The sequence below is a fragment of the Ensifer sp. LC384 genome (assembly GCF_001695865.1).
Taxonomy (GTDB): Bacteria; Pseudomonadota; Alphaproteobacteria; order Rhizobiales; family Rhizobiaceae; genus Ensifer.
This window is the reverse complement of sequence record NZ_MBST01000034.1, coordinates 1-18614: the sequence shown is the minus strand read 5'-3', so window position 1 is coordinate 18614 and position 18614 is coordinate 1. Positions and strand designations below refer to the sequence as shown.

The 18614-nt window shown below is 60.3% G+C and carries 19 protein-coding genes, 1 tRNA gene and 1 pseudogene; 11 read left to right on the top strand and 10 right to left on the bottom strand.

The window, feature by feature from the left end; all coding sequences use genetic code 11:
* The first annotated feature begins 207 nt into the window (after positions 1–207).
* Both BC363_RS33750 and BC363_RS22090 read left to right on the top strand, forming a co-directional pair.
* Complete coding sequence (locus BC363_RS33750) at positions 208–693, top strand: BA14K family protein (RefSeq protein WP_083222512.1); 486 nt, start codon at positions 208–210, stop codon at positions 691–693.
* A gap of 232 nt (positions 694–925) precedes the next feature.
* Positions 926–1819 carry an alpha/beta hydrolase gene (locus BC363_RS22090; RefSeq protein ID WP_065787311.1) on the top strand — a complete coding sequence of 298 codons (894 nt, stop codon included), beginning with the start codon at positions 926–928 and terminating at the stop codon, positions 1817–1819.
* Between the two features lie 117 nt (positions 1820–1936).
* Here the strand turns inward: BC363_RS22090 and BC363_RS22085 are convergent, their stop codons facing one another.
* From BC363_RS22085 to BC363_RS22075, 3 genes are all read right to left on the bottom strand, one after another.
* A complete protein-coding gene (locus tag BC363_RS22085) occupies positions 1937–3004 on the bottom strand; it encodes a porin (protein WP_065787312.1) in 1068 nt (355 codons plus the stop codon).
* A 660-nt stretch (positions 3005–3664) separates the two neighbouring features.
* Positions 3665–3754: transfer RNA gene (locus BC363_RS22080), tRNA-Ser, on the bottom strand.
* Positions 3755–3957: 203 nt separating this feature from the next.
* Positions 3958–6177 (bottom strand): caspase family protein, encoded by a 2220-nt coding sequence (locus BC363_RS22075; RefSeq protein ID WP_065787313.1) that lies wholly within the window; start codon positions 6175–6177, stop codon positions 3958–3960.
* Positions 6178–6497: 320 nt separating this feature from the next.
* Here BC363_RS22075 and BC363_RS22070 point away from each other — a divergent pair, with 320 nt between their 5' ends.
* The 3 genes from BC363_RS22070 to BC363_RS22060 all read left to right on the top strand — a co-directional run bounded on the left by BC363_RS22070 (position 6498) and on the right by BC363_RS22060 (position 8795).
* Positions 6498–6854 carry a hypothetical protein gene (locus BC363_RS22070; RefSeq protein ID WP_065787359.1) on the top strand — a complete coding sequence of 119 codons (357 nt, stop codon included), beginning with the start codon at positions 6498–6500 and terminating at the stop codon, positions 6852–6854.
* 203 nt (positions 6855–7057) lie between these two features.
* Positions 7058–7432: a PilZ domain-containing protein gene (locus BC363_RS22065; RefSeq protein ID WP_065787314.1), complete on the top strand. Its 375-nt coding sequence runs from the start codon at positions 7058–7060 to the stop codon at positions 7430–7432.
* Between the two features lie 238 nt (positions 7433–7670).
* The gene (locus BC363_RS22060; RefSeq protein WP_065787315.1) at positions 7671–8795 is read left to right on the top strand and encodes a pyridoxal phosphate-dependent aminotransferase; all 1125 of its coding nucleotides are present in this window, start codon (positions 7671–7673) and stop codon (positions 8793–8795) included.
* Between the two features lie 67 nt (positions 8796–8862).
* Here BC363_RS22060 and BC363_RS22055 read toward each other — a convergent pair whose 3' ends face one another.
* Complete coding sequence (locus BC363_RS22055; RefSeq protein ID WP_065787316.1) at positions 8863–9129, bottom strand: sel1 repeat family protein; 267 nt, start codon at positions 9127–9129, stop codon at positions 8863–8865.
* A gap of 594 nt (positions 9130–9723) precedes the next feature.
* Between BC363_RS22055 and BC363_RS22050 the strand changes: the two genes are divergently transcribed.
* The 5 genes from BC363_RS22050 (at position 9724) to BC363_RS22040 (ending at position 12984) form a co-directional block, all read left to right on the top strand.
* Positions 9724–10065, top strand: coding sequence for a DUF2147 domain-containing protein (locus BC363_RS22050; RefSeq protein WP_065787317.1), 342 nt, complete (start codon positions 9724–9726; stop codon positions 10063–10065).
* Between the two features lie 448 nt (positions 10066–10513).
* A complete protein-coding gene (locus tag BC363_RS35575; RefSeq protein WP_025426369.1) occupies positions 10514–10687 on the top strand; it encodes a hypothetical protein in 174 nt (57 codons plus the stop codon).
* Positions 10688–10700: 13 nt separating this feature from the next.
* Positions 10701–10877: a hypothetical protein gene (locus BC363_RS35570; protein ID WP_167590821.1), complete on the top strand. Its 177-nt coding sequence runs from the start codon at positions 10701–10703 to the stop codon at positions 10875–10877.
* A gap of 92 nt (positions 10878–10969) precedes the next feature.
* Entirely contained in the window at positions 10970–11290 is a 321-nt protein-coding gene (locus tag BC363_RS22045) for a YnfA family protein (RefSeq protein WP_065787318.1), read from the top strand.
* A 191-nt stretch (positions 11291–11481) separates the two neighbouring features.
* Positions 11482–12984 carry an AMP nucleosidase gene (locus BC363_RS22040; protein WP_065787319.1) on the top strand — a complete coding sequence of 501 codons (1503 nt, stop codon included), beginning with the start codon at positions 11482–11484 and terminating at the stop codon, positions 12982–12984.
* A gap of 21 nt (positions 12985–13005) precedes the next feature.
* Here BC363_RS22040 and BC363_RS22035 read toward each other — a convergent pair.
* From BC363_RS22035 to BC363_RS22025, 3 genes and pseudogenes are all read right to left on the bottom strand, one after another.
* Positions 13006–13240: pseudogene (locus BC363_RS22035) on the bottom strand (UPF0104 family protein); the annotation flags it as partial.
* A 62-nt stretch (positions 13241–13302) separates the two neighbouring features.
* Positions 13303–14214, bottom strand: coding sequence for a diacylglycerol kinase family protein (locus BC363_RS22030; RefSeq protein ID WP_065787321.1), 912 nt, complete (start codon positions 14212–14214; stop codon positions 13303–13305).
* A gap of 183 nt (positions 14215–14397) precedes the next feature.
* The gene (locus BC363_RS22025) at positions 14398–14865 is read right to left on the bottom strand and encodes an Lrp/AsnC family transcriptional regulator (protein WP_065787322.1); all 468 of its coding nucleotides are present in this window, start codon (positions 14863–14865) and stop codon (positions 14398–14400) included.
* 151 nt (positions 14866–15016) lie between these two features.
* Between BC363_RS22025 and BC363_RS22020 the strand changes: the two genes are divergently transcribed.
* Positions 15017–15928, top strand: coding sequence for a DMT family transporter (locus tag BC363_RS22020; RefSeq protein WP_065787323.1), 912 nt, complete (start codon positions 15017–15019; stop codon positions 15926–15928).
* A 60-nt stretch (positions 15929–15988) separates the two neighbouring features.
* Here the strand turns inward: BC363_RS22020 and BC363_RS22015 are convergent, their stop codons facing one another.
* From BC363_RS22015 to BC363_RS33745, 3 genes are all read right to left on the bottom strand, one after another.
* On the bottom strand, positions 15989–16876 hold the full coding sequence (locus tag BC363_RS22015) for a proline/glycine betaine ABC transporter permease (protein WP_065787324.1): 888 nt from the start codon (positions 16874–16876) through the stop codon (positions 15989–15991).
* Positions 16877–16999: 123 nt separating this feature from the next.
* Positions 17000–17998, bottom strand: coding sequence for an ABC transporter substrate-binding protein (locus BC363_RS22010; protein WP_065787325.1), 999 nt, complete (start codon positions 17996–17998; stop codon positions 17000–17002).
* Positions 17999–18455: 457 nt separating this feature from the next.
* On the bottom strand, positions 18456–18614 hold a 159-nt coding region (locus BC363_RS33745), incomplete at its 5' end, for a 4Fe-4S dicluster domain-containing protein (RefSeq protein WP_141690345.1).

The following is an 18614-nucleotide window of genomic DNA, read 5'->3' as shown; positions in this document are numbered from 1 at the left end:
CGTCAGGAAATGCGTAAAACAAAGAGATAACGCGTTTCCACGGGGCCGTGCCAACGGGAAAAGCCAGGTTCAGATTGATTGCTCGTCGTGATCGTTGACGGACGGCGATGATCAAATAATCGTGATAGCCGGAGGCGGCACAAAGTACGATCTCAAGCATTTCCTTTCTTGAAGGTTCCATCTTTCCCGAAGGAAATGGTGAAGGCAATGAAGACGTTAACAGTTATCGCCCTGTCGGTGGTGACGGCAATGAGCAGCGTTCCACCTGCACAGGCATTTCCGGTCGCCCCGAGGATCGCGTCTCAAGCCACCGATGTCCAACCGGCGCAATTCCCGTACGAGCGCGGTGAAGCGCGGAAGAGCGGTAGCGGGTGTAGTTTCCCCTATTGCGGCCGTGGCTATCGGTACGACCGGCACGATTACGACCGCGACCGACACGGCTATTATCGCGATGGTTACCGCCGGTACTATCGGGACCGCGATAATGATGTCGGCGCGTTCATCGGCGGACTTGCAGCCGGCGCAATCATTGGCGGCTTGTTGAGCCAGCCAAGATACTACAACGGTCCGAGAGTTGCCGGCGGCAGCCCACATACACGCTGGTGCTACGCGCGGTACCGGTCCTATCGAGCCTGGGACAACACGTACCAGCCCTACTATGGTTCGCGGCGGCAGTGCTATTCGCCCTACTGACAAACAGGATGAGGCGGCGGCCGCTCGCAACCACTCCGATGTTTCCGCTGCTCAGGTATCGGCGCGAAAACGTGGTTTCAATCCGTGATGCCTGTGACCGGCAATCTCGCGGCCCCAAAAGGTAGCGCGAGCGACAAGCGTCGTTTGCCGGACCGCCTGCTTGCCGTTTCCGTTTCAACGGCTACGATCCGACCGGGTGCTGACATACCGGGTGCTGACATGGAGGGCGAGCATGGGGCAAGGCGCGTTTCGGGAACATCGCTTCCACGGGGTTGGCGGATTGCAACTCTACGCGCGGGCATACGGACCTGAGCCTCGGTCAGGGGCGGCAACGCCGGTCATCTGCCTGCCAGGACTTACGCGCAACAGCCGAGATTTTCACGAGCTTGCCACCTTTCTCGCATCTTCGTCGGGAGGCGGACATCCCGTCATCTCATTGGACTACCGTGGCCGCGGGAATTCGGAACGCGACGACGATAAGAGCCGCTATACGGTTGCAATTGAAACGTCCGACGTCATCACCGCTTGCACGTATTTCGCTATTGAAAAGGCAATTTTTATCGGCACCTCACGTGGGGGGCTGATCCTGCATCTGCTCGCGCAGCAGATGCCTTCCTTGATCGCTGCGGTGATACTGAACGATATCGGCCCGGTGATCGAACGCGAAGGATTGCTGGCAATCCGAGACTACCTCAACAACAATGACAAGCCTCGGAGCTGGGAAGATGCGGCGGCCCACCTCAAGACCTTGCACGGTGCCGAGTTCCCGGCTCTTGACGAAGCAGACTGGCGCGAGATGGCAAACGCCATCTACCGCGATGAAAACGGATATCCGATCCCCGATTTCGACCAAGCGATAGCCAAGCAGTTGTTATCACTCGACGGCGAAACCGCCCTGCCCGATCTCTGGCAACCGTTCCAGGCGCTCTGCCAATACCCCCTGCTGTTGATCCGCGCGGAAAACTCGAGATTGCTGACAGAAAAGACAGTCGCCGAAATGCACCGCCGGCACTGCACGATGATGTCAGCCGTCGCAGCAGGTCAAGGACACGCGCCATTGCTGCATGTCGGCGGTCTCAGAAGCGACATCGCGATATTTCTACAGACTGCGGCGAACGACATTTAACCAGCGAGCGGTGGACTTCATCGCAACGAAGCCCGTTCGGTCTCAATCTCCTGCGCCAAAACGAAAAAGCCCGGCTCGAAAGCCGGGCTTCTCTAAACTGACCGAGGTCAGATCAGATTAGAAGTCGCGCTGCAGGCGGACGAAGCCCTTGACCTGGTCGTCCGAACCACCGCCGACAGTGTCCTTGTCTTCGTACTGAACCGAGACGCGCGAAGCCAGACCTTCGGTGATCGCGTAGTCGACGGTCACGCCAGCGCGCCACTTGTCGAGGCCGCTGTCGAAGCCGCCAGCGTCATCGTTCAGGTCGCCCCAGTACTGGGCGCCGGGGGTGATCTTCAGCTTGTCGGTTGCCTTGAAGGCGTACGAAGCTGCGACAGTCCACTCGGAGTCAGCCCAGTAAGCGTTCGGGTTCGAAGCCCAGATACCAGCGAGCTGGAACGTGCCCGGGCCGAGGTCTGCAGAGAGCAGAGCGCGGATTGCGCCTTCTTCGACTTCAGTGTCAAAGCCGCCGAGCAGGTCGAACGATACGCCGCCGACCGAAGCCGAAACGGTACCGGCAACGCCAACGCCGTTGTTCTTGGTGGTTGCGCCTTCGAGTTCGTCGACCGAGATACCAGCCTGGAACGAGCCACCGTCATAGAGGTATGCGATCGAGTTGAACTCGGTGACGTTGCCGAGCGAGTCGGTTTCGCCGTTCAGACCCTTATCCCACCAGCTGTAGAAGAAGCCGGCCTTGAAGCCGCCGAGCTGGATGTAGGCTTCATCAACGTCGATCAGGCTGTCGCCAGCGTCGGTGTCGTTGTCGGCGTTTGCTTCGAGAGCGAAGAAGCCGGTGAGCGTGCCGTACTCGGTGTCGCTCTTGGCGTCGAACGAGAGGTAAGCGCGCGAGAAGACATCCCAGTCAGACGTGGAGCGATCGCCTGGGCGGCCATCAGCGGAAGCGTCGCCGTTCCACTTGTTGTCGGCAGCGTCACGACCGAAGTCGCCCTGTACGCGGATGAAGCCGCCGATCTTGAGGCAGGTTTCCGTGCCCGGGATGTAGAAGTAGCCAGTGCCGAAAGCGTCGCAAACGCGAACGTATTCCATGGGCTCCGGCTCGGCTGCGACGATTGCGTCGGCTGCCTGTGCGCCGGATACTGCTGCGAGAGCTGCAGCGGAGCCGAGAAGAAGGCTCTTGATGTTCATTTCTGACCTCCAGTCAAAAGTTTCAAACGGGTCTGGGTATTTTGCTGAAGGACAGCGTTCCCTGCCCCATCCCCAACGTTCAAGAAGTCGGACGATCAACCGCCCTTGCTTCCGGATTTGAAAATACAAGACGCGGTCATCGGCGCAACGTCCAACTGGCGAGATCACGTGCTTTGCGTCGCCCTTCGCCGAACCCTGTTGCTGAAACGACACAAAATCGCCGCATGCGGCCTGAGAAAATTAATAAAGGATTAAGAAAAGCCTTTATTCCTGAGGGCTTAGCATAAGAGCCAAGGGTACGGCCTGTTTCAGAAAGAGGCAGAAAGCGGCCCAAAATGCGGGGAAAAGCCGATATGACCAGCCAATTTCCTGGAAGGAGCGAGGTGCGGCACCGCCACATTTCACGGAATCGACTTTGCCCACTGCCGCTCCCACCACCGGAATCATCAGAATCAATTCGCGAGATTCGCAGTTGATCGTTGGCAACGTCTGATTCTGGGTGGAGAAGATTGCTGACCGAAGCCAAGGAATTTCATCGGCATTGGCGCAGGCGCCGTGAATGCATTGGCTCACAGCTGGGCCGATGTCATCTGGATTGAGGAACGGCACATCGGCCGACTGACATTCGATGAGTGGGAAAAATCAACCATCAGAAGGTGATGGCGGAGAAGAAGGGATTCGAACCCTCGATACCCTTCCGGGTATACTCCCTTAGCAGGGGAGCGCCTTCGACCACTCGGCCACCTCTCCGTTAGCGCCTGACTAGTGTCAGACCGCAGGCAATGCAAGATTTTTTTGTCGGTTTCCGGCAAATCGGCGCATTTTCATGTGGGCGCCGGAGCAACCGAGCCTGTCATGCCGCTGAAGACCTGCAGGAAGCAGCAGTTCGACTTGGTGTAGAGCGGCGAGAACGCGAGGCAAACAGGACCGGATCTGGTTGTCGCCTGCCCGCTCTATGACTTTCGCGAGAGCCTATCGATCGCATCGAGCGTCGCGGCGCCAAAATCGCCATCGACCGGACCACTATAAAAGCCGCGATCCTTCAGCAGCACCTGCATCTCCTTGCGGAAGGCCGGTGTAAAATTGCTCGGCTGGGTCTTGAGCTCCTGAAGCTTGGCCGGGTCACCACCCTCGACGCTGGCTGCCGCCCAGCGCACAGCCTCCTTCGCATCCGCCTTGGTGCCGAGGCCATAGTCATAAAGACGGCTCAGATTTCCCATGGCGTAGGCGCTGCCGGCATTTGCCGCCATCTCGTACCAGGTGCGGGCCTGGGCATAGTCCTGGGCGACGCCGGTGCCGACATCGTAGAACCAGCCGAGCAATGCCATGGAATAGGAATCGCCGACATTGGCCGCCTTTTCGTACCAGGTCTTGGCTTCGGCATAGTTCTGCTCGGTGCCAAGCCCGTTCTGGTAGGCCCAGCCGAGAGACGACATGGCGTTGACGTCGCCTCCTTCGGCCGCCTTCTTGTACCAGGTCAGCGACTCCGCCAGGTCCTTGGGCAGGCCAAGTCCCTCTCGATAGAACCAGCCCACCGTCGCCATCGCGTTGGCATAACCCTGACCGGCGGCCAGCTGATACCACCTGGCGGCTTCATCATAGTCCTGGGCGATGCCGCCATAACCTTCGCGATAGAGCCAGCCGAGCGATGCCTGACCATAGGCATTGCCGGCCTTGGCCGCTTGCTCGAACATGCGCTTGCCCTGGTCGACATCGACGGCACCATCGGTGCCGTAGACGGAGAACCAGGCCAGATTCGTCAACGCGTACATATTGCCGCCGTCGGCTGCCTTTTGATAATTGTGGCGTGCCTCGACATAGTCGCGTCCGGCATCCTGTGCCCGGCCCAGCATATTGACGAGCATCATGTCGTCGGGGTTCTCGTTGACCGCCTGGGCGCAGGCCGTCAGCGCCCGGGCGGAATCAAGCTTCAGGAAGTTGACGCCGACGAAGCCGGGCATGGACTGCGGCTCGCCTGCCAGCAGATAGCAATCGCGCGAAGCCTGGGTGTCCTTGCCGGTCTGCGAGATGTTGAGGCCCTTCTGCGGTTCGAGCGCGGCAATCTGCTGCTCCGCCTCCGCCTTGTGCCTGCTGTCGGGATAACGCTCGAGGAACCGCGTGAGCGCGGCGGCGTCGGTCGACTGCTTCAGGGCGTCCCAGGCAATCTCGTCGGGCGTCGCGCTCGACGTCTGCTCAGCCTCGGCCAGAAGCTTCAGCTTCTTTTCCGCCAGCATCTTATAGACAGGATCGGATCCATGCTTGGCGAGGAAGGCAGCGATCAGATCCTTGTCGGCGAGATCGCGGATGTTCTGCCAATCGGCAGCAGCGGCCGATTGGCTGTTTGGCGAGAGCTGCTCACCGTTGTTGGTGATGTTGATGTTCACTTCCTTTATGTTCAGGAAGATCTGGGCGCCACCGAGCGATCCATAGACAAAGGGCTCCTGGCCGCGGTTTGTAACCGAAACCACCTCGTCGCGCACCTTGCCCAGGGCGATGCGCACGTCGACGCCCGGCTCAGTGAGGTACTTCGCAAGTGCTGTGGCAAAAGGGCTGTTCCTGCCCTCGCCATCGAGCGCAACGGTTCCGGCCTTGGACGCGAAGGCGACCAGCAGGTCGGCCGATTCGGGCTCAACACGCGCGAGCCCGCGGGAGACGGCGCGCGTCGAGATCGACCGCGTCATGCTCTGCTCAAACGGATTGTTGCGGCAGGCGTCGAGAATCACCAGCTTGAGCTTGGTTGCGCCCTCGAGCGACCGCTGAACCCGGTCAAGGCCGATCGCCTCGTCCTCGATATCCTTGTCCGTCTTTAATTGCACATCGGTCGGCAGAAGGAAGTTCTGGCCGTTCATTTCCATGCCGTGGCCGGAGTAATAGACAATCGCCACCTCGGCGCCGGTTGCCAGATCTTCAAAATCGCGCAGCGCCTTCACCATGTCCTGGCGCCCGACGTCATGAACCGTGGTGACGGAATCGAAGCCCGCATCCTCGAATGAGGCCTTCATCAGTTCGACGTCATTGGCGGGATTGTTGAGTTGAGAGGTCGCCTCGTACTTCTCGTTACCGATCAAAAGGGCGACACGCTTCGCGGCCAAGACATCGGCTGGCGCAAACGCCAGCACCGCCACGAAAAGAATGACGAACGGCCGCCAACGCGACGAATGCCCCGTAAACATGCTCTTCCCTCCGGCGCCACCCCTTACTTCCTGGCTCACCGGGAGCAGGAGACGGGAGGCGCTCAACCCCATTGACGGCACTTCGGGACGATGCCACCGCCCCAAAACCATGCCCTGATGAAACTATTACGTATGAGCAAGGGGCTTTCAATGTCTCCGGTCGCCATATTTTTTTGAGGCAGTTCGTCTTCAGCGCTCCCGCAAGGTCGAAGCAAGTCGGCGATCTTAACTCAGACGCCGCATCGCTCGGGCCGGGGTGATTCCGCCAGGACCCGATGCCTCCTGCGCCAATGAAAGGCTATGCGTTCTCGGAGCTTGCCATGTCGATGAAAATGCACGTCGCGGAAGCAAAGCCAGGGCAACTGGCAACGACGTATCAACATTACTTCATTGAGCGTCCCTGCCGGTTACTGATCATCGGCCAGCACCTCAAGGCAAAGACCAAATATCAGTGCCTGCTGCGTCACATCTCGATCGCCGGCGCCATGCTCGATTTCAATGGCGCACTCATGGTGCCGAAACACTTCTTTCTGGAGATCGACGGATTCAAGGAAGAGATCGGCTGTTCTCAAGTTCATCGCAGCGGCGCGGAGCTCGGCGTGCGCTTCAACATGCTGCTCGCTCCCGACTTCGTCAGCCGGCTCATCCGCATGCAATTTTCAAGCGGTGGCTTTTGACCGCGGCCGGGTTCCGCCTAGGGAAAATGACCGATGTTAGATTTTTATCGATCTCCTTCAGCGGATTGCAAACTTCTGCACCGAGACTGCACTCAACTTGCCTCGGCATTCACGCGAGGATTAAGCGTGGGCGAATGAATTGCCCACGGGCCGAGCTTGGCAAAGATCGCATTTCGCGATCCGGCGTTGACGGAGAATGACAGATGCAGCAGACGATGTATTCCTGCGTGCCCTCGCCGTTCTACGAACGTCGCTACGAGCGCTTTTCCATCGGCCATGCCGCCACCCTGACGACCGTACAGCCGGGGCTTGGCAGCGTATCGGTCAGAACCTGTCGGATGATCGACATCTCCCGCGGTGGCGCCAGCTTTGCCGTGCAGACCACCATCGGCCTGCCGCAGCATTATTATCTTCATATCATCGGCACTTCGCTTCGCATCGGTTGCGCCGAGGTCTATCGCAATGGCGATCGCATCGGGGTGCAGTTCATCAAGCCGATCGAGCAGACCCTACTGCGCGAGATCATCCGGCAGGAGTTCTTCACCGGCCAGGACGCCAAGGCGCCCAAGCGCCGCTAATGCCCATGCGGCCTGTGCAACAGGCCGTCAAAACCCAACAACTCGCGACGGCTTTTTCTCATCAAGGCGATTCCGCATTGCCAAAGCATGCGTTACAGCGCCGCGCGTCTGTTTAGACGCGCAAAGGTCGCTGTAACACTCTGAGTTGCTGCATAATTTTGCCCTTAAATCGATTCCGATTTAAGGAATTATGCAGTAAGTTCCGCGAACTTTGTTCGAACGGGGCCTTATATAAAGCATGTCCGCATTCTCTCGCTTCACGCCGCTCATCCAATCCCTGCCCTCCACGATCCCCTTCGTTGGACCCGAGGCCATCGAGCGCCAGCGTGGGCGCGCCATTGCTGCCCGCATCGGCGCTAACGAAAGCGGGTTTGGGCCTGCTGAAAGCGTCGTGCAAGCGATGCGAGAGGCGGCAACGGGAACGTGGAAATATGCGGACCCGGAAAACCATGATCTGAAGCAGGCGCTGGCGGCCCGGCTCGGCGTCTCTGCCGCCAACATTGCGATCGGCGAAGGCATCGACGGACTGCTGGGGCAGATCGTGCGGATGGTGATCGAGCCCGGCATGCCGGTCGTCACTTCGCTCGGCGCATATCCGACGTTCAACTATCACGTCGTCGGCCACGGCGGCCGGCTGGTGACGGTGCCCTATGTCGGAGACCGCGAAGATCTCGACGGGTTGCTAGCAGCAGTCAAGCAAGAGAATGCCCCGCTCGTCTATTTCGCCAATCCCGACAACCCGATGGGAAGCTGGTGGAACGCCGAACGCGTTGTCGAATTCGCCAAGGCCCTGCCCGAAACCACGCTCTTCATCCTCGACGAAGCCTATTGCGAAACCGCTCCGGCAGGGGCCTTGCCCGCGATCGCCGCGTTGATAGGCATGCCCAATGTCGTCAGGACGCGGACTTTTTCGAAAGCCTATGGCCTTGCCGGCTCGCGGGTCGGTTATGTCATCACCACGCCCGGGACCGCCCAGGCGTTCGACAAGATCCGCAATCATTTCGGTATGAATCGGATCGGCGTGGCCGCGGCTGTGGCAGCGCTTGCGGATCAGGATTATCTGACCTTGGTAACGGCAAAGATTGCGCATTCGCGCGTGCGCATCGCTGAGATCGCCAGAAGCAATGGCTTGTCGCCGCTCGAATCGGCGACCAATTTCGTCGCGATCGACTGTGGAAGGGACGCGGTCTATGCGCGCGCGATCGTCGATACGCTGATGAGCGACCACGGCATCTTCATCCGCATGCCCGGCGTCGCCCCGCTCAACCGCTGCATTCGCGTCAGCACCGGGCCAGAGGCGGAGATGGACCTGCTTGAAGCCGCCCTGCCGAAGGTTCTGGAGAAACTGGCAGGCGGCCAATAGGCCCTCATATCCGGCGCCTGCTCGCTGGCGGGCGCCGCCGGACGGGAGCTTACTCCCGCCTTGGCGTTCAGTGAACGGTCATCCATTCGCGGGCGGCGCGAAGCGCTGCTGCAAGGTCGGCCTTGCTCATCGTCATCGAAAGGTCGGCGCGCAGATCAACGGCGCGGTCGCAACCCTTGATCGCGGCAATGTTCAGCCATTTATGGGCGGCGACCAGGTCGACCGGACGACCGCGGCCCGTCGCATAGGCCAGACCCATTTCGCAAAAGACGTCCGCCTGGTTTTCACCACCCATCGCGGTATTCGAAGCAACCTGCATATCAAAGCGTGCCATTGTCTTGTCCCTGTTTTGCCTGGTTGGTTTTCCGAAGCGGCCCGCCCTTTAGAGGCGGACCATGCTCCAGATCAGCATTTGTTTTTTGGTCCCTGTTCGACCGTGCCTCTTTGTGGGCCTTTCCGAACCGCGCCATCTTTGCAGCGTCGTCTTCGGTCGTTTGGCGGGGTGAATTTCTCCGCTCGTCTTATGGGTCTTACTATGCAGCACGGCCTTCAATACGCGCTTAAAATGCATGATTAATTTGAGACAAACAAAGTTCAAACACTTGGTAAACTTGAGTTTTTGTTAAACATCGAAAGGCCGGAAATCTGGCGCATTCGCATAAAAATTTACGAAATATTCAACTGCCGACCTCAACCAAACGGTAACCACGAAAAGAGTGTCCGACCTGCCAGTCCTGGATTTCCTCGATTTTTCTCGGCCGAAAACCGGCAGATAAAAAGCACAAACAGGCGCACTCGAACCAGTTTACCTTTACGTGCGCGTAAGCTACCTTGCCGGCGGCGGTGAGGAGACTGCCTTTCAAACGAGGATATCTGAAGAGGTGCCGGCGAAGCGGACCGCGCCGGCGGCTTTTATCTGGAGGAATGAATGATTCGTACCCTGTTCATGACCGCGGCTCTCGCTTTTGGCGTCGCCGGAACGGCCGTTGCCGCCGAACCGATCGTCGGCAACTGGAAGACCGCAACCGGCGCGACGGCCGAGATTGCACCTTGCGGCGGCGCCTTCTGCGTGACGCTGAAGACCGGCAAACACGCCGGCAAGCGGATCGGCAATCTGTCCGGCACGGATGGCAGCTATTCCGGGGAAATCACCGATCCCGAAACCGACAAGACCTATAGCGGTTCGGGCGCGGTCAACGGCAACTCGCTGAAGATGAAGGGCTGCGTGCTCAAGATTCTCTGCAAATCACAAACCTGGTCGCGCCTCTAGGATCAATCGCGTACAAAAAGGGCGGCCCTCGGGTCGCCCATTTTTTGCGCCTGATAGGCGCGTTCTTCCTTATCGACTTCGACGGCCTTCTTGACTGCGGGCCGCCTCCGATGATCGCTGGCATGCGGTTATTCGGCACGAACTGCTCGCCTGCCGATGTCGAGGTGTCTACCTCATAGAGAGCACCCAGTTCCTCCAGCATGACGGTGACTTCCAGCCGTTCACCGCACGCCAGTAACAAAGCACGATCTGTGCAGTCACTATTCTCTCCTGATGCATTGGGATCATTGGGATCACGGGGCTAGGCACACCTCTGCCCGCGAGAACGGCAGCGACATCAATCACAAGATGAACGCCAGATGAACGGCCATATCAGCAAGAGTTCAGTTTGGTTATGCGAAAACACACTCAATCGATTTGAACCGCCTCCAGACCAACGGACAGAACCATGGACATTCTTGCTCGGCGCCTCACCATTATCAGCCTTCTGATGGTTGTTTTTGCGATGACCCTTGCTGCCGCAGTCAGCGCAGATACCGAACGTCGCCGCAGCAACACCTATCTCGGCTCGCTGACGGATTGCACCGCGCACACGGCGCAATACTGCCAAGCCAAGCTCTAACGGAGAGACTGATATGCTGGCCGCCCTTTCCACATCCGCCTTTCTCTCGCTGCGTGTCCTTGCACTTGCCAGCCTGCTGATGGCGCCGGTTGGGGCGCTTGCCTATAGCAAGGCCAATGGCCTGAGCATCGGCAAGCAGGGGGCCGGCCTCGTTCTCTTCGTGACGCTGCAGCGTCAATCGATGAGCTGACCGAAGGCGCCATCGGCGCCTTTAATTTTTCAGTCTCTCTTGCATCGCTGCGCGCCTTACTGTCCTTTCACGGTTGAAAGGACCCGCCACTGATGCCAGCCTATGCCGTCTATTCCCTTGCCGCCCTTGCCGAGATCGCCGGATGCTTCGCCTTCTGGGCGTGGCTGAAACTTGACAGGCCGATCTGGTGGCTGATCCCGGGCATGGCGTCGCTGGCACTGTTTGCCTGGCTGCTGACCTTGATTGACAGCGCGGCGGCCGGCCGCGCCTATGCAGCCTATGGCGGGGTCTATATCGCCGCCTCGCTCATCTGGCTGTGGCTTGCCGAAGGCGTGCGGCCTGACCGTTGGGATCTGACCGGAATGGCCGTCGCCCTCGTCGGCAGCGCCATCATCCTCGCTGGACCGCGCTAGGGGCAGCTACTGCATAATCCCTTAAATCGAAAACGATTTATGGCGAACATTATTCAGAAAATTCAAAGCATTACAGCGTCAGTTGCGCGACATACCTGACGCGCGGCGCTGCAAAGCTGTGCTGATCGACGTGGTTGTGCATGCCCGCATCTTGTCGTTTGCTTGTCAGAAGCCTCAGCCTATAATGCGACATGAACAAGCGAATCTCTTCACACTCCGTCCTTTCCGTCTCCACGCCCGAGCCGTTCGAGCCGCAGTTCTTCGAAGATCCGGCGGCCGCAGTCGATTGCCTGGAGGCGCTTTACGATCGCAATACCCGGTTCCTCACAGAGGCTTTCGAGGGGCTGGGCAAGAATGGCGTTCTGCTCACGCGCTACCGCGCCTGCTATCCGCAGGTCAGCATCGAGACCAGCAGCTTCGGCCATGTCGATTCCCGCCTGTCCTTCGGTTATGTCAGTGCGCCAGGCGTCTACACCACGACGATCACGCGGCCGAAACTGTTCCGGCATTATCTGAAGGAACAGCTGGGGCACCTGATGCGCAATCACGGCCTCGGCGTCACCGTCTCCGAATCCTCGACCCCGATCCCGCTGCATTTCGCCTTCGGGGAAGGCGCCCATGTCGAAGCATCGGCCGGCGATTCCATCGATATTCCGCTGCGCGACCTGTTCGATGCACCCGATCTGACGACGACCGACGACGAGATCGCCAACGGTTCCTATGAGCCGGGCCCGGGCGAGCCCTCGCCGCTGGCGCCGTTTACCGCCCAGCGCATCGACTATTCACTTGCCCGTCTCAGCCACTACACGGCCACGAGTGCGAACCATTTCCAGAACTTCGTGCTGTTCACCAACTACCAGTTCTACATGGACGAGTTCTGCGCCTGGGCGCGCCAGCAGATGGCGGAAGGCGGCAACGGCTACACGGCCTTCGTCGAGCCCGGCAACATCGTCACCCCGGCCGGCGCCGACAAGCCGGAAACCGACTATACGCTCACCCGCCTGCCGCAGATGCCGGCCTACCACCTGAAGAAGAAGGGCCACGGCGGCATCACCATGGTCAATATCGGCGTCGGCCCGTCCAACGCCAAGACGATCACCGACCATATCGCCGTGCTGCGCCCGCATGTCTGGCTGATGCTCGGGCACTGCGCCGGGCTCAGGAACAGCCAGCGGCTTGGCGACTATGTGCTCGCCCATGCCTATATGCGCGAGGATCATGTGCTGGACGACGACCTGCCTGTCTGGATCCCCCTGCCCGCGCTTGCCGAAGTGCAGGTGGCGTTGCAGGACGCCGTCGCCGAGGTCACCGGCTATCGCGACTACGATCTCAAGCAGATCATGCGCACCGGCACCGTCGCCACCATCGACAACCGCAACTGGGAACTGCGCGACCAGCGCGGGCCGGTCAAGCGCCTGTCGCAGGCGCGCGCCATCGCGCTCGACATGGAATCGGCAACGATTGCCGCCAACGGCTTCCGCTTCCGGGTGCCCTACGGCACGCTGCTTTGCGTTTCCGACAAGCCGCTTCACGGCGAGCTGAAGCTTCCAGGCATGGCCACTGCCTTCTATCGGACGCAGGTCAGCCAGCATCTGAAGATCGGCATTCTCGCCCTTCAGAAACTCGCGGCGATGCCTCCGGAGAAGCTGCATTCCCGCAAGCTCAGAAGCTTCTACGAGACGTCGTTCCAGTAGCCCCTCGGCCAGCAGCGAAGCTCAAGGCTTTCTCTGCAGAAGCATCGACAGCGTCGTGCCCGCGGCAACGGACACGATGATCAGCAGATGGGCGTTGACACCGGCCCCGGCCAACTGCTCCAGCGCCGCGCGGCCCGCCCCTGCTCCGACAGAAACGGCACCGGCGGCGATCGCCGCCGGTGCCGACGCCCGCAGGCGCATGCATCGGCAGCACCGAGGAGAACTCGCCACCGAGCGCCCCGCCGAAACAGGCAGCATGACATTCAGGAGGTTACCGTTACGCCTTCGGCTACCTCTGGGTCATGGACTGACCCGGGGTCACGAACTAGCCCGGTCAGCGCCGACGAGCAGCTTGAGCTCACCGGGATGGATCCGCAACGCGACGTCGCGGCCCATCGGTAGAAGTTCGCCGTCGATCACGCAGTTGATCTTCCGGTCGACCTTGGGGAAATGCAGATCCAGCGCATGGCCGCTCATCTCGGTAATAACCGGATTGTCACGGAACTTGCCGCGCAGCACGTCGAGCGCAAGCTTGGCAACGCCGGGCGGGCTCAAGGGGGGCGCCGTGTAGAAGCCGAGATGGCCGGCGGTCACATCGTCCGCATACATCAGCGTATCGCGCCCGAACGGATTGTTCGACACGGACACGGCCGAGACGTGCCGTCTTTCGTGGTGACCATCCACGTCGAATTCGATCTCGAAATCCGGCGGGTTGAGGATGACCCCGACGGCGGCCCGGGTGCTCGCTGTGATCTTGCCCAGCCGCGACCGGAAACTGAACGATTCGCGGTAGCGCACCATGCGAGCGTGCAGGCCCATCGAGAACTGGTGCACGAAGGCTCGGCCATCGGCACTGCCGATATCACCGTCGATGATCGTGCCCTGCGCCAGAACCTCCGGCGCCTTCCAGATGTCGAGCGGCAATTTCAGCGTGCGCGCAAAAAGGTTCATCGTCCCGGCAGGCACGACGCCAAGCGGCATGCCGGTTTTCCAGGCAACGCCGGCCGCTGCCGAAATCGTACCGTCGCCACCGCCAGCCACGATCGCATCGAGATCGTGGCGCCGGCAGGTCTTTTCCAGGGTCTCCTGCATCTCAGCGCCTGAGACAGTCGCGATCTCGATCCGATGACCGGCGTCGCGAAAGATCGCCTCAACCCTGGCGCAATAGGCCGTCATATCCGTCGTTCGGAAGGTCCCACCGTCCCGATTGAAGATAGCTTTGATTTTCATGAAAGGCTTACTGGCTCCATTGCCGTGGCAAAGTGCGTCCACTGCGATGAGATAATCGCAATCGGCGCCGTTTCCAGAGCCTTACAAAAACTTAACATTGATCCCATGCCGGACGAGCGCTCGGAATTACCGCCGCTGCGCGCCCTGTTTGCGGCGCGGCAGCGCCGCCAACATGCCTGGGCGTCACTCCGGCAGCTTGAGGGGACCACCCGTCTTGATCGAGCGGATGGCGAAGTTGGAGCGGATGTCAGTTACCCCGGGCATGGCCAGTAACGTCTCGGTCAGCAGCGTCTCATAGGCGGAGAGGTCTTCGACCACGACCTCGGCGAGAAAATCGGCGTTGCCGGAGATCAGGAAGCAGGAGACAACCTCGGGAATGGCAAGCAGGGCCTCCTGCTGACGCTGGGCATTCTCACGGCTGTGCTGGCCGACCTTGATTTCCACGAAGACGGTCAATCCAAGCCCGACCTCCTTGCGGTCGATATCGGCGCGATACCCGCGCAGGATCCCCGATTTCTCCAGATTGCGGATGCGCCGCAGGCATGGCGATGGCGACAGATTGACACGTTCGGCAATCTCCACGTTCGTTGCCCGCGCGTCCTCCTGTAGGATCCTGAGAATCGCGAGATCGAATTTATCCAGATTTGGCATAATTGATAATCCACTGAGGCCGTATTGGCACATGATTGCGTACCGTAGTCCATTTGAAGCACAAATCGCAAGGACATGCCTCGCCCGTTGGCAGTAATTTTCTTCCCAGGCCCAAACAATTACGGGCATTCAAATCGGGAAGGAAAATCAGATGGTTGCGCTCACACTCGGTCGCGGCAGCGCCGCACCGGTCGCCACCGGCTATGCCGGTGCCCTGGTCACCGTGCTGATCTGGGCCGGGTGGATTCTTGCTACACGACACACTGCCGGCACCGCGCTCGGCACGATCGACCTTGGCCTCATCCGCTACGGCATCCCGGCGCTGGTCCTCGCGCCGGTCTGGCTGAGGACCGGGCTTCTGCCGCGCAAGCTGCCGATCCTCTTACTTCTCCTGATGGTCGCGGGCTCCGGCGCGCTGTTCTTCCAGGTCGCAGCCTTTGCCATTCACGCCACGCCCGCCTCCTCCGTCGGCGTGCTGCTCGGCGGTACCATGCCGCTGGCAACGGCGCTGATCGGCATCACGATCTTCGGCGAGCGACCTGACCGCATGCGTGTTGCCGGTTTTGCCGCCATCGTTGCCGGCGTCGCCCTCCTGCTCGCCCGCAGCCTTGCCGGCACCGCGGGCATCGGCTGGACCGGTTACGCCCTTCTTCCGGCAGCGGCCACACTCTGGGCGATCTATACTCACGCCTTCCGGCGCTCCGGCCTCAGCCCGCTTGAAGGCAGTGCGCTGATCGCCATCTGGTCGTTCCTCATCCACCTGCTGCTTGCCGGCATCTACGGCAGCACGCTTGCCAGCGTGCCCCTCAAGGAGATCGCCCTGCAGATCACCAGCCAGGGCCTTCTCTCGGGCCTCATCGCCATGGTCGCCTATGGCGTGGCAGTCCGCAGCCTCGGCGGAACCCAGGCCGCCGCCTTCACCGCGCTCACCCCCGTGCTTGCAATGGTCGGCGGCGCGATGCTTCTCGGCGAGCGGATCGGCCCGTTCGAGATTGTCGCCGCCATCATCACCGCAGCTGGCGTGGCGCTCTCGACCGGCATCCTTTCACCGCGCAGGGCGTGAAGGGCAAGAACAAAAAGCGGCCCGGAAACGAAAGTTTCCGGGCCGTTTCGCTTGTCGATTTCAGCCGTGAATGATCTCGCGATGTTTCTGCAGCCGGTGACCATAGGCCTGGCTGACGCGGTCGAAGATGATCGCGATGCCGACGATCGCAAGACCGTTGAAGATGCCGAGCGTGAAGTACTGATTGGCGATCGCCTTCAGCACCGGCTGACCAAGCCCCTGAACCCCGATCATCGAGGCGATGACCACCATGGCCAGCGCCATCATGATCGTCTGGTTGATGCCTGCCATGATCGTCGGCAACGCCAAAGGCATCTGCACGTTCTTGAGCTTCTGCCAGCCCGACGAGCCGAAAGCATCGGCCGCCTCCAGCACATCCTTGTCGACCAGGCGGATGCCGAGGTTGGTCAGCCGGATCATCGGCGGTATCGCATAGATCACCACTGCGATCAGCCCCGGAACCTTGCCGATGCCGAGCAGCATCACCACCGGGATCAGATAGACGAAGCTCGGCATGGTCTGCATCACATCGAGGATCGGGTTGACGACATTCTGGAACCGGTCCGACCGTGACATGATGATGCCGATCGGTATGCCGATGGCGATCGACAGAACGGTACAGACGAAGATCATCGAGATCGTCTTCATCGTATCGTCCCACATGTCGAAGTAGCCGATGGCGAGCAACGTGCCGACACAGCCAGCGACGATCTTCCAGTTCCGGCTCGCAAACCAGGCGAGAACCGCAATCAGCAGGATGATGATCGGCCAGGGCGTGCGCGTCATGAAGCGCTCCGACTGGATCAGAAAGAATTGCAACGGTTCAAAAAATGCTTCGATGCCGTCGCCATAGGCGCGCGTAAAGCTACGGAAGCCTTCGTCGATCGCCTTCTTCAACGCCCGCAGGCGATCATCGTCCATATGCGGAAACTGGGTCAGCCATTCCATTCCATTCCCCTTCACTGCTCCCCGACGGCGACCCTGATTATTTGTTTTTTTTGACCACCGACCATCTCTCAAGAGGCGGCGCACGAGATCGGCGCGCCGCCCGTTCTTGTCACGCCATGGCGATCAAAGCGCGGCCTTGACCTTTTCGGCAACGTCCGGCGAGACCCAGGTGGTCCAGATATCCGGATTTTCCTGGAGGAAATGCTTTGCACCTTCCTCGCCGCTCGCCTGGTTGTCGGTCATCCAGGCCATCAGCTTGTTGACTGTGTCGTTGGTCCAGGCGCGCTTGTTCAAGTAATCCATGGCCGGACCGGCGCGATCGGCAAACGTCTTGGTCACCAGCGTCTGGACCTTGTCCTTCGGCCAGTCGTTCTTCTTCGGGTCCGGGCAATCGGCAACCGTGTTGCAGCGCTTCCATTCCGCAGCATCCGCCTCGACGCCATGGCCGAGCTTCACCATCTCATATTTGCCGAGCAGTGCCGTCGGCGCCCAGTAGTAGCCGACCCAGCCCTGCTTGCGCTCGTAAGCCTTGGCGATCGAGCCATCGAGGCCGGCCGCCGAGCCGGTATCGACCAGCGTGAAGCCGGCCGTCTCGCCGCCATAGGCCTTGTAAAGCTGGGTCGTGACGACCGTGCCGCCCCAACCCTGCGGACCGTTGAAGACGGCGCCCTTGCTGGCGTCCTCCGGATCCGGGAACAGTTCCTTGTGCTTCAGCACATCGTCGATCGTCTTGATGTCGGGGTTGGCGTCGACGACATACTTCGGCACCCACCAGCCCTGGACGGCGCCGTCGGAAAGCGCGACGGCGGCGCCGACCAGCTTGCCTTCTTCAAGGCCGCGATTGACGACGTCGGGCAGAAGATCCACCCAGCCCTCCGGCGCAATATCGGGCTGGCCCTTCTCGATCATCGAGGTGATCGTCGGCACCGTATCGCCGACGACGAGCTCGGCGTTGCAGCCATAGCCTTCCGCCAGAATGATCTTGTCGACACTCGCCAGAACCTCGGCGCTCTGCCAGTTCATGTTGGCGATCGTCACGTCGCCGCATTCGGCTGCCGAGGCCGTGCCGGCAAGGCCAAGAAGGCCGGCGGCCAGGCAAGTCGTTGCAAGAAGCTTGTTCATTTCAGTTCCCTCTGTTCTGGCGGTACGTCCCGTCGGACGACCGATCTCACCGCAGTGATCGGTCGCGTGTCAACAGGCTCGGGCCCTACTCAAGAACAACAGGGACCGAACGGCCTGCAGGTCCGCCGGAGCGCTTCACGAACCGGCGGCACCTTCAAAGCTATCGGGTCTTTCCGGCAAGGACTTTCCCATTTGCGTCAGCAATTGCCTTTCCCAATGTTCCGGCACTTGCCGGCGCGCGGGAGAGGCAGGCTCATCGCTGATGACGGTGCGCCGATAGAATTGCACGGCGCACGGATCCGGCCACGTGCTTGAAATGAAAGAGGCGCCGAGCAAGAGCTCGACGCCTCCGAATATTCCCTGTTGCGCAGATCACGCAAAGACCCTGACATGTTGGGATAGACCGGTCCCTCGTCGGCCTTATCCACGAAGGTCCGTGCGGGCTGCCCTCCGAACATTACATGTTGGGATAGACCGGGCCTTCACCGCCCTGTGGCGGCACCCAGTTGATGTTCTGGTTCGGGTCCTTGATGTCGCAGGTCTTGCAGTGCACGCAGTTCTGGGCGTTGATGACGAAGACCGGCTTGCCGTCCTTCTCCACCCACTCATAGACCCC

What these genes read in the sequence shown, in the direction of transcription:
- BC363_RS33750 (WP_083222512.1), top strand. Translation starts at nt 208, where the DNA reads ATGAAGACGTTAACAGTTATCGCCCTGTCGGTGGTGACGGCAATGAGC.
- BC363_RS22090 (WP_065787311.1), top strand. Translation starts at nt 926, where the DNA reads ATGGGGCAAGGCGCGTTTCGGGAACATCGCTTCCACGGGGTTGGCGGA.
- BC363_RS22085 (WP_065787312.1), bottom strand. Translation starts at nt 3,004, where the DNA reads ATGAACATCAAGAGCCTTCTTCTCGGCTCCGCTGCAGCTCTCGCAGCA.
- BC363_RS22075 (WP_065787313.1), bottom strand. Translation starts at nt 6,177, where the DNA reads ATGTTTACGGGGCATTCGTCGCGTTGGCGGCCGTTCGTCATTCTTTTC.
- BC363_RS22070 (WP_065787359.1), top strand. Translation starts at nt 6,498, where the DNA reads ATGTCGATGAAAATGCACGTCGCGGAAGCAAAGCCAGGGCAACTGGCA.
- BC363_RS22065 (WP_065787314.1), top strand. Translation starts at nt 7,058, where the DNA reads ATGCAGCAGACGATGTATTCCTGCGTGCCCTCGCCGTTCTACGAACGT.
- BC363_RS22060 (WP_065787315.1), top strand. Translation starts at nt 7,671, where the DNA reads ATGTCCGCATTCTCTCGCTTCACGCCGCTCATCCAATCCCTGCCCTCC.
- BC363_RS22055 (WP_065787316.1), bottom strand. Translation starts at nt 9,129, where the DNA reads ATGGCACGCTTTGATATGCAGGTTGCTTCGAATACCGCGATGGGTGGT.
- BC363_RS22050 (WP_065787317.1), top strand. Translation starts at nt 9,724, where the DNA reads ATGATTCGTACCCTGTTCATGACCGCGGCTCTCGCTTTTGGCGTCGCC.
- BC363_RS35575 (WP_025426369.1), top strand. Translation starts at nt 10,514, where the DNA reads ATGGACATTCTTGCTCGGCGCCTCACCATTATCAGCCTTCTGATGGTT.
- BC363_RS35570 (WP_167590821.1), top strand. Translation starts at nt 10,701, where the DNA reads ATGCTGGCCGCCCTTTCCACATCCGCCTTTCTCTCGCTGCGTGTCCTT.
- BC363_RS22045 (WP_065787318.1), top strand. Translation starts at nt 10,970, where the DNA reads ATGCCAGCCTATGCCGTCTATTCCCTTGCCGCCCTTGCCGAGATCGCC.
- BC363_RS22040 (WP_065787319.1), top strand. Translation starts at nt 11,482, where the DNA reads ATGAACAAGCGAATCTCTTCACACTCCGTCCTTTCCGTCTCCACGCCC.
- BC363_RS22030 (WP_065787321.1), bottom strand. Translation starts at nt 14,214, where the DNA reads ATGAAAATCAAAGCTATCTTCAATCGGGACGGTGGGACCTTCCGAACG.
- BC363_RS22025 (WP_065787322.1), bottom strand. Translation starts at nt 14,865, where the DNA reads ATGCCAAATCTGGATAAATTCGATCTCGCGATTCTCAGGATCCTACAG.
- BC363_RS22020 (WP_065787323.1), top strand. Translation starts at nt 15,017, where the DNA reads ATGGTTGCGCTCACACTCGGTCGCGGCAGCGCCGCACCGGTCGCCACC.
- BC363_RS22015 (WP_065787324.1), bottom strand. Translation starts at nt 16,876, where the DNA reads ATGGAATGGCTGACCCAGTTTCCGCATATGGACGATGATCGCCTGCGG.
- BC363_RS22010 (WP_065787325.1), bottom strand. Translation starts at nt 17,998, where the DNA reads ATGAACAAGCTTCTTGCAACGACTTGCCTGGCCGCCGGCCTTCTTGGC.